The sequence below is a fragment of the Burkholderia sp. Ac-20349 genome (assembly GCF_017104865.1).
In the GTDB taxonomy this organism is placed as follows: Bacteria; Pseudomonadota; Gammaproteobacteria; order Burkholderiales; family Burkholderiaceae; genus Burkholderia; species Burkholderia aenigmatica.
The window spans coordinates 15,548-28,231 of the sequence record NZ_JAAGPM010000058.1; the positions used below are offsets into that span (position 1 = coordinate 15,548).

The following is a 12,684-nucleotide window of genomic DNA, read 5'->3' on the forward strand; positions in this document are numbered from 1 at the left end:
CGGCCGGCAGTGCGAAAGCGTGCCGGCCGTTTTTTCTGTAGCATCGTTGTGCGGCGCAGCAGCGCCGGTCAGGCGCCCGTGCCGCAAGCGGGCGCGCCATCCGATTCCGATCCTGATCCTGGAGCGACCATCACCATGAAAGCCATCGAAATCACCGAATTCGGTGCCCCCGACGTGCTGAAGCTTGCGGAGCGCCCGCGCCCCGAACCGAAGCGCGGCGAAGTGCTGATCAAGGTGGCGGCTTCCGGTGTGAACCGGCCTGACGTGTTCCAGCGCAAGGGCGCCTATGCGCCGCCGCCGGGTGCGTCGGATCTGCCTGGCCTCGAGGTCGCGGGCGAGATCGTTGGTGGCGACCTGTCCGACGCCGCGCAGAACCCGTTCGGCCTGAAGCTGGGCGACCGCGTGTGCGCGCTGCTCGCGGGCGGTGGCTATGCGGAGTATGCGGTCGCACCGCTGCTGCAGTGCCTGCCGGTGCCCGACGGACTGACCGATATCGAGGCCGCGTCGCTGCCCGAAACGTTTTTCACCGTATGGAGCAACGTGTTCGACCGTGCGCAGCTCGGCGCGGGCGAGGGCGGCGAGCAGGAAACGCTGCTCGTGCAGGGCGGTTCGAGCGGCATCGGCGTGACGGCGATCCAGATCGCGCATGCGCTCGGCTTTCGCGTGTTCGCGACGGCCGGTACAGCCGACAAGTGCCGCGCATGCGAGGCGCTCGGCGCCGAACGCGCGATCAACTACAAGACGGAAGACTTCGTCGAGGTCGTGAAGTCGCTGACGCACGATCGCGGCGTCGACGTGATCCTCGACATGGTGGCGGGCTCGTACGTGCCGCGCGAGCTGTCCGCGCTCGCGGATGGCGGCCGTCTCGTGCTGATCGCGCTGCTCGGCGGCGCGAAGGCCGACGTCAACCTGGGCGAGATCCTGCGTCGCCGGCTGACGATCACGGGTTCGACGCTGCGCCCGCGTCCGGTCGAGTTCAAGGCGCAGATCGCCGCGCAACTGAAGTCGCGCGTGTGGCCGCTGCTCGCCGATGGCCGTATCAAGCCGGTGATCTATCGCGTATTGCCGGCCGCGGACGCCGCGCAGGCGCACGCGCTGATGGAAAGCAGCGAGCACACCGGCAAGATCGTGCTCGATTGGGGTACGAACGCCTGACGGCCCATGCGGCCGGGCTTGACATGCGCGGTTTGACCGGTTCAAGCCGCGCGCAGTAAAATCGCCGGTTTGCTTCGCCAGATCAAACCTGACGGCCGGTTTCCGGCGCGTTAATGACCAAGCGGTGACGAGACAGACACGATGTCGAAACAGAGAACTAAGCGTGTGATCGGCAACTGGAAGATGCACGGCCGGCTGGCCGGCAACCAGGCGTTGCTGAACGAAGTGGTGCAGGGCGCGGGCGCGGTGGCGGCCGAAACGTCGGTCGGCGTGTGCGTGCCGTTCCCGTATCTCGCGCAGGTTCAGGCGCAGCTCGACGGTGGCCGTGTCGCCTGGGGTGCGCAGGACGTGTCGGCGCACGAGCAGGGCGCGTTCACCGGTGAAGTGGCGGCCGCGATGGTCGCGGAGTTCGGCGCACGCTATGCGATCGTCGGGCACTCGGAGCGCCGCGCGTATCACGGCGAGCGCAACGAGACGGTCGCGGCGAAGACGCAGCGCGCGCTTGCGGCGGGGCTCACGCCTGTCGTGTGCGTCGGCGAGACGCTCGACGAGCGCGAGTCGGGTGCGACCGAGCAGGTGGTCGGTGCGCAGCTCGACGCGGTGCTGGCCGTGCTGACGGCCGACGAGGCTGAGCGCATCGTCGTCGCATACGAGCCGGTCTGGGCGATCGGCACGGGCAAGAGCGCGACGTCGGCGCAGGCACAGGACGTGCACGCGTTCCTGCGTGCGCGTCTCGCGGCAAAGGGCGCGGCGGACGTGTCCGTGCTGTACGGCGGCAGCGTGAAGCCGGACAACGCGGAAGAGCTGTTCGCGCAGCCGGACATCGACGGTGGCCTGATCGGCGGCGCGTCGCTGAAGGCGGAAGATTTCCTGGCGATCTGCCGGGCCGCGCGCTGAGCGGTCTGCGATCGAATTGAACCATGATGGCGGCCGGTCGGTCCGGTCGCCTGATCCATTCGGGTGGGTGTGATGCTGTTATTCAAGACGCTGATTATTGTGGTGCAGGTGCTGTCTGCACTCGGTGTGATTGGTCTCGTGCTGCTGCAGCACGGCAAGGGTGCCGACATGGGCGCTGCGTTCGGCAGCGGCGCGTCGGGCAGCCTGTTCGGTGCAACGGGCTCGGCGAACTTCCTGTCGCGCACAACGGGCATTCTCGCGACGATCTTCTTCGTTGCGACGCTCACGCTGACGTACCTCGGTTCGTACAAGTCGACGCCGTCGGCAGGCGTGCTGGGTGGGGTTGCGACCGCACCGGCATCGGCGCCTGCAGCATCGGCACCGGCTGTCGCGGCATCCGCTGCCGCGGGTTCGGCTGCAAGCGCGCCGGGCCAGGACGTCCCGAAATAAAAAGTTAAAATTTTTGCGTTTGTGCGTTGAACAATTCTGGAAGTCAGGTTAGAATTTAATTCTTGAAGCGATTCGCGGGAAACAAGTAGTTACAACCCCGGTTGCATGCAGTGCCGACGTGGTGAAATTGGTAGACACGCTATCTTGAGGGGGTAGTGGCGAAAGCTGTGCGAGTTCGAGTCTCGCCGTCGGCACCAAAGTTACTCAATGCCAGCCGCTTCTAGTGGCTGGCATTTTTCATTTCTGGGGTGTGCTTGCGGTTGTCTTGCGATTGCATGCACTCCGAAATGATTCCTTCCGCCGGAAGTGGTATTCTCCGGACGCTCAGAACCAACCGATAGAGGATTGCCTTGAACCTCGCAGCCTATTACCCCGTCTTGTTGTTCCTCCTAGTGGGCACTGGTTTAGGTATAGCGCTGGTCAGCATCGGCAAGCTCCTTGGTCCCAACAAGCCGGACGTCGAGAAGAACGCACCGTACGAGTGCGGCTTCGAAGCCTTTGAAGACGCCCGGATGAAATTCGACGTCCGGTACTACCTCGTCGCCATCCTGTTCATCATCTTCGATCTCGAAACCGCATTCCTGTTTCCGTGGGGCGTCGCGCTCCGGGATATCGGCTGGCCGGGTTTCATCGCAATGATGATTTTTCTGCTCGAATTCCTGCTGGGCTTTGCCTATATCTGGAAGAAAGGCGGCCTCGACTGGGAGTGATGGGTTAATCGCCGGTTTGCATGGGCGGCCACGCTCGGTCGCTCGTCTGGAGTGGAAAGCAAATGAGTATCGAAGGGGTCTTGAAGGAAGGGTTTGTCACCACGACGGCTGACAAGCTGATCAACTGGACGCGTACTGGCTCGCTGTGGCCGATGACGTTCGGACTCGCGTGTTGCGCCGTCGAAATGATGCATGCGGGCGCGGCCCGTTACGACCTGGACCGGTTCGGCGTCGTGTTTCGCCCGAGTCCGCGTCAGTCGGACGTGATGATCGTCGCCGGCACGCTCTGCAACAAGATGGCGCCCGCGCTCCGTCGCGTGTACGACCAGATGGCCGAGCCGCGCTGGGTGATCTCGATGGGGTCGTGCGCGAACGGCGGTGGCTACTACCACTACTCGTACTCGGTGGTCCGCGGCTGCGACCGGATCGTGCCGGTCGACGTCTACGTGCCGGGCTGTCCGCCCACAGCCGAGGCGCTGGTCTATGGCGTGATCCAGCTTCAGGCGAAGATCCGTCGCACCAATACCATCGCCCGTCAATAAAGCCCCGAGCGTCCCCTCAATATGGCAAGCAAAATCGAGACCCTCAAGGCAAACCTCGAAGCCGCGCTCGGCGCGCGCGTGGTGAGCCTCACCGAAGCGATCGGTGAACTGACGCTCGTCGTGAAGGCGAGCGATTACCTCGAAGTCGCAAAGATGCTGCGCGACGATCCGAAGCTCCGTTTCGAGCAACTGATCGACCTGTGCGGCGTCGACTACCAGACCTTCGGCGACGGCGCTTACGACGGCCCGCGTTTCGCGGCCGTGTCGCACCTGCTGTCGGTCACGAACAACTGGCGCCTGCGCCTGCGCGCATTCGCGCCGGACGACGACCTGCCGATCGTGGCATCGCTGGTCGACATCTGGACCTCCGCGAACTGGTACGAGCGCGAAGCGTTCGACCTGTACGGCATCGTGTTCGAAGGCCACCCCGACCTGCGCCGCATCCTCACCGACTACGGCTTCATCGGCCACCCGTTCCGCAAGGACTTCCCGGTGTCGGGCTACGTCGAAATGCGTTACGACCCGGAAGAGAAGCGGGTCGTGTACCAGCCGGTGACGATCGAGCCGCGCGAAATCACGCCGCGCGTGATCCGCGAGGATCGCTATGGCGGTCTGAAACATTAAGGGGGCGTCATGGCAGAAATCAAGAACTACACGCTCAACTTCGGCCCGCAGCACCCGGCAGCGCACGGCGTGCTGCGCCTCGTGCTCGAGCTCGACGGCGAAGTCATCCAGCGTGCCGATCCGCACATCGGCCTGCTGCACCGCGCGACCGAAAAGCTCGCGGAATCCAAAACGTTCATCCAGTCCGTGCCGTACATGGACCGTCTCGACTACGTGTCGATGATGGTCAACGAGCACGGCTACGTGCTCGCGATCGAAAAGCTGCTCGGCATCGAAGTGCCTGAGCGCGCGCAGTACATCCGCGTGCTGTTCGACGAGATCACGCGCGTGCTGAACCACCTGATGTGGATCGGCGCGCACGCACTCGACGTCGGCGCGATGGCCGTGTTCCTGTACGCATTCCGCGAACGCGAAGACCTGATGGACGTGTACGAAGCGGTGTCCGGTGCCCGGATGCACGCGGCGTACTACCGTCCGGGCGGCGTCTATCGCGACCTGCCTGACGCAATGCCGCAATACAAGGCGTCGAAGATCCGTAACGAGAAGGCGCTCGCGAAGATGAACGAAGCGCGCAGCGGCTCGGTGCTCGACTTCATCGACGACTTCTTCACGCGCTTCCCGAAGTGCGTCGACGAATACGAAACGCTGCTCACCGACAACCGGATCTGGAAGCAGCGTCTGGTCGGGATCGGCGTGGTCAGCCCGGAACGTGCGCTGCAGATGGGCCTGACGGGCCCGATGCTGCGCGGCTCGGGCATTGCCTGGGATCTGCGCAAGAAGCAGCCGTACGAAGTGTACGATCGCATGGATTTCGATGTGCCGGTCGGCGTGAACGGCGATTGCTACGACCGCTATCTGGTGCGCGTCGAAGAAATGCGCCAGTCGATCCGTATCGCGAAACAGTGTATTGAGTGGCTCCGCAAGAATCAGGGCCCGGTGATGACGGACAATCACAAGGTTGCCCCGCCGTCGCGCGTCGGCATGAAGACCAACATGGAAGACTTGATTCACCACTTCAAGCTCTTCACCGAAGGTTTCCATGTGCCGGAAGGCGAAGCGTACGCGGCGGTCGAGCATCCGAAGGGTGAGTTCGGCATCTACCTCGTGTCGGATGGTGCCAACAAGCCGTATCGCCTCAAGATTCGCGCACCGGGTTTCGCGCACCTGGCGTCGCTCGACGAAATGGCACGCGGTCACATGATCGCCGATGCCGTCACGATCATCGGTACGCAGGACATCGTGTTCGGCGAAATCGATCGCTAATGGTTAGCGCCGCCCGCGCGAGCGGGCGGCGAGCAGCAAGTCACACGCGATGCGCGCTGAACCGGCGCGGCTTCGCAAGCTGTCAACAGTGAGCGCCAGGTCTGCCGTCCATGTACCCCAGTGTGCGGCAGGTTGTTCGTTCGGTAGGAATTGAAAGAGTCGTGTCTGAAAATGATCTCAGCTGAAGGCCTGAAGGAAATCGATCGAGCGTTGACGAAGTATCCCGCCGATCAGAAACAGTCCGCCGTGATGTCGGCGTTGGCCGTTGCTCAGGAAGAGCACGGCTGGCTGTCGCCCGAACTGATGCAGTTCGTTGCGGACTATCTCGGCATGCCGGCCGTTGCCGTGCAGGAAGTCGCGACGTTCTACACGATGTACGAGCTCAACCCGGTCGGCAAGCACAAGATCACGCTCTGTACGAACCTGCCGTGCCAGCTTGGCCCGTACGGCGGCGCGGAAGCGACTGCCGACTACCTGAAACAGAAGCTGGGCATCGGCTTCGGCGAGACCACGCCCGACGGCAAGTTCACGCTGAAGGAAGGCGAATGCATGGGCTCGTGCGGCGATGCACCGGTGCTGCTGGTGAACAACCACAGAATGTGCAGCTTCATGAGCCGCGAGAAGATCGACCAGCTGCTTGAGGAGCTCTCGAAATGACGTCCCTCCACGACCGTCACATCAAACCGCTGATCCTCGCTGGTCTGAACGGCGAGAACTGGCATCTCGAAGATTACGTCGCGCGCGGCGGCTACAAGCAGCTGCGCCGCATTCTCGAAGAAAAGATTTCGCCCGAGCAGGTGATCGCCGACGTCAAGGCGTCGGGCCTGCGTGGCCGGGGCGGTGCGGGCTTCCCGACCGGCCTGAAGTGGAGCTTCATGCCGCGCCAGTTCCCGGGGCAGAAGTACCTCGTCTGCAACTCGGACGAAGGCGAACCGGGCACGTTCAAGGATCGCGACATCCTGCGCTGGAACCCGCATGCGCTGATCGAAGGCATGGCCATCGGCGCGTACGCGATGGGCATCACCGTCGGCTACAACTACATCCACGGCGAAATCTTCGAAGTGTATCGACGCTTCGAAGCCGCGCTCGATGAAGCGCGCGCTGCCGGGTTCCTCGGCGACAACATCATGGGCTCGGAATTCTCGTTCCAGCTGCACGCGCACCACGGTTACGGCGCGTACATCTGCGGCGAAGAAACGGCACTGCTCGAGTCGCTCGAGGGCAAGAAGGGCCAGCCGCGCTTCAAGCCGCCGTTCCCGGCGAGCTTCGGCGTGTACGGCAAGCCCACCACGATCAACAACACCGAAACGTTCGCCGCGGTGCCGTTCCTGCTGTCCATCGGGCCGCAGAATTACCTCGAGATCGGCAAGCCGAACAACGGCGGCACGAAGATTTTCTCGGTGTCGGGCGACGTCGAGCGTCCGGGCAACTACGAAGTGCCGCTCGGCACGCCGTTCGCGACGCTGATGGAGCTCGCCGGCGGGATGCGCGGCGGCAAGAAGATCAAGGCCGTGATTCCGGGCGGTTCGTCGGCACCGGTGATCCCGGGCGACATCATGATGCAGACGGATCTCGACTACGATTCGATCGCGAAGGCGGGCTCGATGCTCGGTTCCGGCGCGGTGATCGTGATGGACGAGACGCGCTGCATGGTGCGCTCGCTGCTGCGCCTGTCGTACTTCTACTACGAGGAATCGTGCGGCCAGTGCACGCCGTGCCGTGAAGGCACCGGCTGGCTGTATCGCGTCGTGAATCGTATCGAGCACGGCGAAGGGCGCCAGGAAGATCTGGACCTGCTGAACTCGGTTGCCGAGAACATCATGGGCCGCACGATCTGTGCACTCGGCGATGCGGCGGCGATGCCGGTACGCGGGATGCTCAAGCACTACTGGGACGAATTCGCGTACCACGTCGAGCACAAGCACTGCATGGTCGGCGGCCACGCGCACGCAGCGGCAGCCTGAAGCGTACCCGGTTGCGGAATTTGAGCGCACGGTCGGGCGAAGGCGCGAACGGGCGGAAATAGGTTAAGGACCATTCACCATCATGGTTGAACTTGAAATAGACGGCAAGAAGGTCGAGGTGCCCGAAGGCAGCATGGTGATCCAGGCTGCGCACAAGGCGGATAAGTACATTCCTCACTTCTGCTATCACAAGAAACTGTCGGTTGCGGCCAACTGCCGGATGTGTCTCGTCGAAGTCGAGAAGATGCCGAAGGCCGTGCCTGCCTGTGCGACCCCCGTGTCGGCCGGCATGATCGTCCATACGCAATCCGACAAGGCCGTGAAGGCGCAGCAGTCGGTGATGGAATTCCTCCTCATCAACCACCCGCTCGACTGCCCGATCTGCGATCAGGGCGGCGAATGCCAGCTGCAGGATCTGGCGGTCGGTTACGGCAAGTCGTCGTCGCGCTACGCGGAAGAGAAGCGCGTGGTGTTCCACAAGAACGTGGGCCCGCTGATCTCGATGGAAGAAATGTCGCGCTGCATCCACTGCACGCGCTGCGTCCGCTTCGGTCAGGAAATCGCCGGCGTGATGGAGTTCGGCATGCTGGGCCGCGGCGAGCACTCGGAAATCACGACGTTCGTCGGCAAGACGGTCGATTCCGAAATGTCGGGCAACATGATCGACCTGTGCCCGGTCGGCGCGCTGACCAGCAAGCCGTTCCGCTACAGCGCCCGGACGTGGGAACTGTCGCGCCGCAAGTCGGTGAGCCCGCACGATTCCGTCGGTGCGAACCTCGTCGTGCAAGTGAAGAACAACCGCGTGATGCGCGTGCTGCCGTTCGAGAACGAATCCGTCAACGAATGCTGGATCTCGGACAAGGATCGCTTCTCGTATGAAGGCCTCAACAGCGAAGAGCGCCTGACGAAGCCGATGCTGAAGCAGGGCGGCCAGTGGATCGAAACCGACTGGCAGACCGCACTCGAATACGTCGCGAAGGGCCTGAAGGGCATCGCTGCGGATCACGGCGCGAACGCGCTGGCGATGCTCGCGAGCGCGCACAGCACCGCTGAAGAGCTGTTCCTCGTGAAGCAGCTCGCCAACGAACTGAAGACGCCGAACGTCGACTTCCGTCTGCGCCAGCAGGATTTCTCGGCGCCGGTCCAGGGCGCGCCGTGGCTCGGCATGCCGATCGCCGACCTGTCGAACGTGGACGCCGCGTTCGTCGTCGGTTCGTTCCTGCGCCGCGACCACCCGCTGTTCGCCGCCCGCCTGCGTCAGGCCGCGAAGAACGGCGCGAAGCTGCACTTCCTGCACGCAACCGGTGACGACGCACTGATCCCGACCGCGCAACGCATCGTTGCTGCGCCGTCCGCATGGCTCGACGAGCTGGCCGGTATCGCCGCGGCCGTCGCGCAACTGCGCGGCGTCGCGCTGCCCGACACGCTCGCGGGCGTCACGGCATCGCCGGCTGCACAGGCTGTCGCCCAGTCGCTCGCGAACGGCGAACGCCGCGCAGTGCTGCTCGGCAACGTCGCGGTCCGCCATCCGGAATTCGCCAAGCTGCACGCGGTCGCCAAGTGGATCGCCGACAACACCGGCGCCACGTTCGGCTTCCTGACGGAAGCGGCGAACACGGTCGGTGCGCACGTCGTCGGCGCACTGCCGGGCGAAGGTGGCCTGAACGCACGCGAAGCGTTCGCGCAGCCGCGCAAGGGCTACGTGCTGCTGAACGTCGAACCGGAATTCGACACCGCCGATCCGGCGCAGGCGCTTGCGGCACTGAACCAGGCTGAGATGGTCGTCGTGATGTCGCCGTTCAAGCACGGCCTCGACTACGCCGACGTGCTGCTGCCGGTCGCGCCGTTCACGGAAACGGCCGGCACGTACGTGAATGCGGAAGGCACCGTGCAGAGCTTCAACGGCGTCGTGCGCCCGCTCGGCGACACGCGTCCGGGCTGGAAGGTGCTGCGCGTGCTCGGCAGCCTGCTCGGCCTGCCGAACTTCGAATACGAGACCTCGGAAGAAGTGCGTCTCGCAGCGCTCGGCGACGCCGGCGTCGCGGGCCGCCTGTCGAACCAGACGTCGGTCGCACCGGTGCGCGTCGCGGCGAATGCCGCGAACGGCGGGTTCGAGCGCCTGGCCGATGTGCCGATCTATCACGCCGACGCACTCGTGCGCCGCGCAGGTGCACTGCACCTGACGGCCGCAGCGAAGGCGGCGAATGCCGCAGCCCTGCCGGCCGCGCTGTTCGACAAGCTGGGCTTGAAGGAAGGCGACGCGGTGCGCGTGCGCCAGGGCGAGCGTGCGGTGCAGTTGCCGGCCGTGCGCGACGCGAATCTTGCGGAGACCGTCGTTCGCGTGTCGGCGGCGACGCCTGCCGGCGCAGCGCTCGGTAGCCTGTCCGGTGAACTGGTGGTGGAGAAGGCGTAAATGAGCTTGTTCGATACGATCAACGCGGGCGGGTCCCAGCTTCTCGGCTTCGCGTGGCCGACGGTGTGGGCAGTCGTGCGCATCCTCGTCGTCTCCGTCGTCATCCTGCTGTGCGTCGCGTACCTGATTCTGTGGGAACGCAAGCTGATCGGCTGGATGCACGTGCGTCTCGGCCCGAACCGCGTCGGCCCTGGCGGCCTGCTGCAGCCGATCGCCGACGTGCTGAAGCTGCTGCTGAAGGAAGTCATTCAGCCGAGCGCCGCCAGCCGCTGGCTGTACCTGATCGCGCCGGTGATGACCGTCGTGCCGGCGTTCGCCGTGTGGGCGGTGATCCCGTTCCAGGCCAAGGCCGTGCTCGCGGACATCAACGCGGGCCTGCTGTACGCGATGGCGATCTCGTCGATCGGCGTGTACGCGGTGATTCTCGCCGGCTGGGCGTCGAACTCGAAGTACGCATTTCTCGGTGCGATGCGCGCCGCGGCGCAGATGGTCTCGTACGAAATCTCGATGGGCTTCGCGCTGGTGCTCGTGCTGATGACGGCCGGCAGCCTGAACATGTCGGAAATCGTCGGCTCGCAGCAACACGGCTTCTTCGCTGGCCACGGCGTGAACTTCCTGTCGTGGAACTGGCTGCCGCTGCTGCCGGCGTTCGTCGTGTACTTCATCTCGGGCATCGCCGAAACGAACCGCCACCCGTTCGACGTGGTGGAAGGGGAGTCGGAAATCGTCGCGGGTCACATGATCGATTACTCGGGTATGGCGTTCGCGCTGTTCTTCCTCGCCGAGTACATCAACATGATCGTGATCTCGGCGCTGACTGCGACGCTGTTCCTCGGCGGCTGGGATGCACCGTTCGAATTCCTGTCGTTCATTCCGGGCATCTTCTGGCTGGTGCTGAAGATATTCGCGCTGCTGTCGGTGTTCATCTGGGTTCGCGCGACGTTCCCGCGTTTCCGTTACGACCAGATCATGCGCTTGGGCTGGAAGGTGTTCCTGCCCGTCACGGTGGTCTGGGTGGTCGTGGTCGGCTTCTGGATGATGTCGCCGCTCAACATCTGGGTGAAGTAATCGGACGAAATCATGAGCGCAATCCAACACTTCTTTAAGACCTTCTTCCTGACCGAGCTGCTGCAGGGGCTCGCGCTGACCGGCCGTTACACGTTCAAGCGCAAGGTCACCGTGCAGTTCCCGGAAGAAAAGACGCCGATTTCGCCGCGTTTCCGCGGGCTGCATGCACTGCGCCGCTACGAAAACGGCGAAGAGCGCTGCATCGCGTGCAAGCTGTGCGAGGCCGTGTGCCCCGCGATGGCGATCACGATCGAATCGGAAACGCGCGCGGACAACACGCGCCGCACGACGCGCTACGACATCGACCTGACGAAGTGCATCTTCTGCGGTTTCTGCGAAGAGAGCTGCCCGGTCGATTCGATCGTCGAGACGCAGATTCTCGAGTACCACGGCGAAAAGCGCGGCGACCTGTATTTCACGAAGGAAATGCTGCTCGCAGTGGGCGATCGCTACGAGAAGGACATCGCAGCGGCGAAGGCTGCCGACGCGCCGTATCGTTGATTGTGTTTGCAGTGCCGGCCCGAAGCACGGGCCGAGCCGCCGCGACGGGTGCGGCTCGCAAGAGCGTCCCGCAAGCCGCGCCTGACTATGGCCTAACGATGAACCGGTAATCATGGAATTCACGACCGTACTGTTCTACATCTTCGCGCTGCTCCTGGTGGTATCAGGGCTGAAGGTGATCACTTCGCGCAACCCGGTGGCGTCTGCGCTTTTCCTTGTGCTGGCGTTCTTCAACGCCGCCGCGATCTGGATGCTGCTGGAAGCGGAGTTCCTCGCGATCCTGCTGGTGCTGGTCTACGTGGGCGCCGTGATGGTGCTGTTCCTGTTCGTCGTGATGATGCTGGACATCAACATCGACTACCTGCGTCGCGACTTCAAACGCTTCGTCCCGATGGCGACCGTGGTCGGCGCGATCATCGTGATCGAAACCGCGCTGATCCTGTGGCGCGGCTACGGCGACACGCAGACGGTGCACGCGATGGCGACGGGCGAGATGGCCAAGTGGTCGAACACGCGACTGATCGGCAAGGTGATCTACACCGACTACATCTTCGCGTTTGAAATCGCCGGCCTCGTGCTGCTGGTCGCGATCATTGCCGCAATCGGGCTGACCGAGCGCAAGGGCAAGGACAGCAAGCGCCAGCGCGTGTCGGATCAGGTCAAGGTGCGCCGCAACGACCGCGTGCGCCTCGTGAAGATGGAAGCGGAAAAGCCGCAGCCGGAAACGGCGCAGAGCGAAGCCGGTTCGAGCACCAACGGCTAAGCGGAGGAAAAGAAAACCATGCTGACTCTGGCTCACTACCTCGTACTCGGCGCGATCCTTTTTGCGATCGCGATCGTCGGGATTTTCCTGAACCGCCGCAACGTCATCATCATCCTGATGTCGATCGAACTGATGCTGCTGGCGGTGAACACCAACTTCGTCGCGTTTTCGCATTACCTCGGCGATGTGCACGGCCAGATTTTCGTGTTCTTCGTGCTGACGGTCGCCGCAGCGGAAGCCGCGATCGGCCTCGCGATTCTGGTGACCCTGTTCCGTAAGCTCGACACGATCAATGTCGAGGATCTCGATCAGCTCAAAGGTTAATTTCAGGCAA

General features: G+C 63.7%; 14 protein-coding genes and 1 tRNA gene. All 15 read left to right on the forward strand.

Features of this window, described 5'->3' with window-relative positions; translation table 11 throughout:
• Nucleotides 1-135: 135 nt before the first annotated feature.
• The 15 genes from G3N61_RS19840 to nuoK all read left to right on the forward strand — a co-directional run bounded on the left by G3N61_RS19840 (nucleotide 136) and on the right by nuoK (nucleotide 12,674).
• The gene (locus tag G3N61_RS19840; RefSeq protein ID WP_043188856.1) at nucleotides 136-1,155 is read left to right on the forward strand and encodes an NAD(P)H-quinone oxidoreductase; all 1,020 of its coding nucleotides are present in this window, start codon (nucleotides 136-138) and stop codon (nucleotides 1,153-1,155) included.
• Between the two features lie 141 nt (nucleotides 1,156-1,296).
• On the forward strand, nucleotides 1,297-2,052 hold the full coding sequence (tpiA, locus tag G3N61_RS19845) for a triose-phosphate isomerase (RefSeq protein ID WP_205823387.1): 756 nt from the start codon (nucleotides 1,297-1,299) through the stop codon (nucleotides 2,050-2,052).
• Nucleotides 2,053-2,124: 72 nt separating this feature from the next.
• Nucleotides 2,125-2,502 (forward strand): preprotein translocase subunit SecG, encoded by a 378-nt coding sequence (secG, locus tag G3N61_RS19850; RefSeq protein WP_174951394.1) that lies wholly within the window; start codon nucleotides 2,125-2,127, stop codon nucleotides 2,500-2,502.
• A 112-nt stretch (nucleotides 2,503-2,614) separates the two neighbouring features.
• A tRNA-Leu gene (locus G3N61_RS19855) sits at nucleotides 2,615-2,699 on the forward strand.
• 153 nt (nucleotides 2,700-2,852) lie between these two features.
• Nucleotides 2,853-3,212, forward strand: coding sequence for an NADH-quinone oxidoreductase subunit A (locus G3N61_RS19860; protein ID WP_006398798.1), 360 nt, complete (start codon nucleotides 2,853-2,855; stop codon nucleotides 3,210-3,212).
• A gap of 62 nt (nucleotides 3,213-3,274) precedes the next feature.
• On the forward strand, nucleotides 3,275-3,754 hold the full coding sequence (locus tag G3N61_RS19865) for an NADH-quinone oxidoreductase subunit B (RefSeq protein WP_006398799.1): 480 nt from the start codon (nucleotides 3,275-3,277) through the stop codon (nucleotides 3,752-3,754).
• Nucleotides 3,755-3,775: 21 nt separating this feature from the next.
• Nucleotides 3,776-4,378: an NADH-quinone oxidoreductase subunit C gene (locus G3N61_RS19870; protein WP_043188849.1), complete on the forward strand. Its 603-nt coding sequence runs from the start codon at nucleotides 3,776-3,778 to the stop codon at nucleotides 4,376-4,378.
• A gap of 9 nt (nucleotides 4,379-4,387) precedes the next feature.
• Entirely contained in the window at nucleotides 4,388-5,641 is a 1,254-nt protein-coding gene (locus tag G3N61_RS19875; RefSeq protein WP_043188847.1) for an NADH-quinone oxidoreductase subunit D, read from the forward strand.
• Nucleotides 5,642-5,812: 171 nt separating this feature from the next.
• Nucleotides 5,813-6,298, forward strand: coding sequence for an NADH-quinone oxidoreductase subunit NuoE (gene nuoE, locus G3N61_RS19880; protein WP_205823388.1), 486 nt, complete (start codon nucleotides 5,813-5,815; stop codon nucleotides 6,296-6,298).
• Nucleotides 6,295-7,605, forward strand: coding sequence for an NADH-quinone oxidoreductase subunit NuoF (gene nuoF / locus G3N61_RS19885; RefSeq protein WP_043188842.1), 1,311 nt, complete (start codon nucleotides 6,295-6,297; stop codon nucleotides 7,603-7,605). Before nuoE ends, nuoF begins: the two co-directional genes overlap by 4 nt.
• 82 nt (nucleotides 7,606-7,687) lie before the next feature.
• Nucleotides 7,688-10,018, forward strand: coding sequence for an NADH-quinone oxidoreductase subunit NuoG (gene nuoG, locus G3N61_RS19890; RefSeq protein ID WP_089450954.1), 2,331 nt, complete (start codon nucleotides 7,688-7,690; stop codon nucleotides 10,016-10,018).
• The gene (gene nuoH, locus G3N61_RS19895; RefSeq protein ID WP_043188836.1) at nucleotides 10,019-11,086 is read left to right on the forward strand and encodes an NADH-quinone oxidoreductase subunit NuoH; all 1,068 of its coding nucleotides are present in this window, start codon (nucleotides 10,019-10,021) and stop codon (nucleotides 11,084-11,086) included.
• Between the two features lie 12 nt (nucleotides 11,087-11,098).
• Nucleotides 11,099-11,587, forward strand: coding sequence for an NADH-quinone oxidoreductase subunit NuoI (gene nuoI, locus G3N61_RS19900; RefSeq protein ID WP_011352695.1), 489 nt, complete (start codon nucleotides 11,099-11,101; stop codon nucleotides 11,585-11,587).
• A gap of 112 nt (nucleotides 11,588-11,699) precedes the next feature.
• Entirely contained in the window at nucleotides 11,700-12,350 is a 651-nt protein-coding gene (locus G3N61_RS19905) for an NADH-quinone oxidoreductase subunit J (protein WP_043188829.1), read from the forward strand.
• 18 nt (nucleotides 12,351-12,368) lie between these two features.
• Nucleotides 12,369-12,674 carry an NADH-quinone oxidoreductase subunit NuoK gene (gene nuoK / locus G3N61_RS19910; protein ID WP_006478272.1) on the forward strand — a complete coding sequence of 102 codons (306 nt, stop codon included), beginning with the start codon at nucleotides 12,369-12,371 and terminating at the stop codon, nucleotides 12,672-12,674.
• Nucleotides 12,675-12,684: the final 10 nt, after the last annotated feature.

Coding starts and splice junctions, on each gene's coding strand:
- G3N61_RS19840 (WP_043188856.1), top strand. CDS start 136: ATGAAAGCCATCGAAATCACCGAATTCGGTGCCCCCGACGTGCTGAAG.
- tpiA (WP_205823387.1), top strand. CDS start 1,297: ATGTCGAAACAGAGAACTAAGCGTGTGATCGGCAACTGGAAGATGCAC.
- secG (WP_174951394.1), top strand. CDS start 2,125: ATGCTGTTATTCAAGACGCTGATTATTGTGGTGCAGGTGCTGTCTGCA.
- G3N61_RS19865 (WP_006398799.1), top strand. CDS start 3,275: ATGAGTATCGAAGGGGTCTTGAAGGAAGGGTTTGTCACCACGACGGCT.
- G3N61_RS19870 (WP_043188849.1), top strand. CDS start 3,776: ATGGCAAGCAAAATCGAGACCCTCAAGGCAAACCTCGAAGCCGCGCTC.
- G3N61_RS19875 (WP_043188847.1), top strand. CDS start 4,388: ATGGCAGAAATCAAGAACTACACGCTCAACTTCGGCCCGCAGCACCCG.
- nuoE (WP_205823388.1), top strand. CDS start 5,813: ATGATCTCAGCTGAAGGCCTGAAGGAAATCGATCGAGCGTTGACGAAG.
- nuoF (WP_043188842.1), top strand. CDS start 6,295: ATGACGTCCCTCCACGACCGTCACATCAAACCGCTGATCCTCGCTGGT.
- nuoG (WP_089450954.1), top strand. CDS start 7,688: ATGGTTGAACTTGAAATAGACGGCAAGAAGGTCGAGGTGCCCGAAGGC.
- nuoH (WP_043188836.1), top strand. CDS start 10,019: ATGAGCTTGTTCGATACGATCAACGCGGGCGGGTCCCAGCTTCTCGGC.
- nuoI (WP_011352695.1), top strand. CDS start 11,099: ATGAGCGCAATCCAACACTTCTTTAAGACCTTCTTCCTGACCGAGCTG.
- G3N61_RS19905 (WP_043188829.1), top strand. CDS start 11,700: ATGGAATTCACGACCGTACTGTTCTACATCTTCGCGCTGCTCCTGGTG.
- nuoK (WP_006478272.1), top strand. CDS start 12,369: ATGCTGACTCTGGCTCACTACCTCGTACTCGGCGCGATCCTTTTTGCG.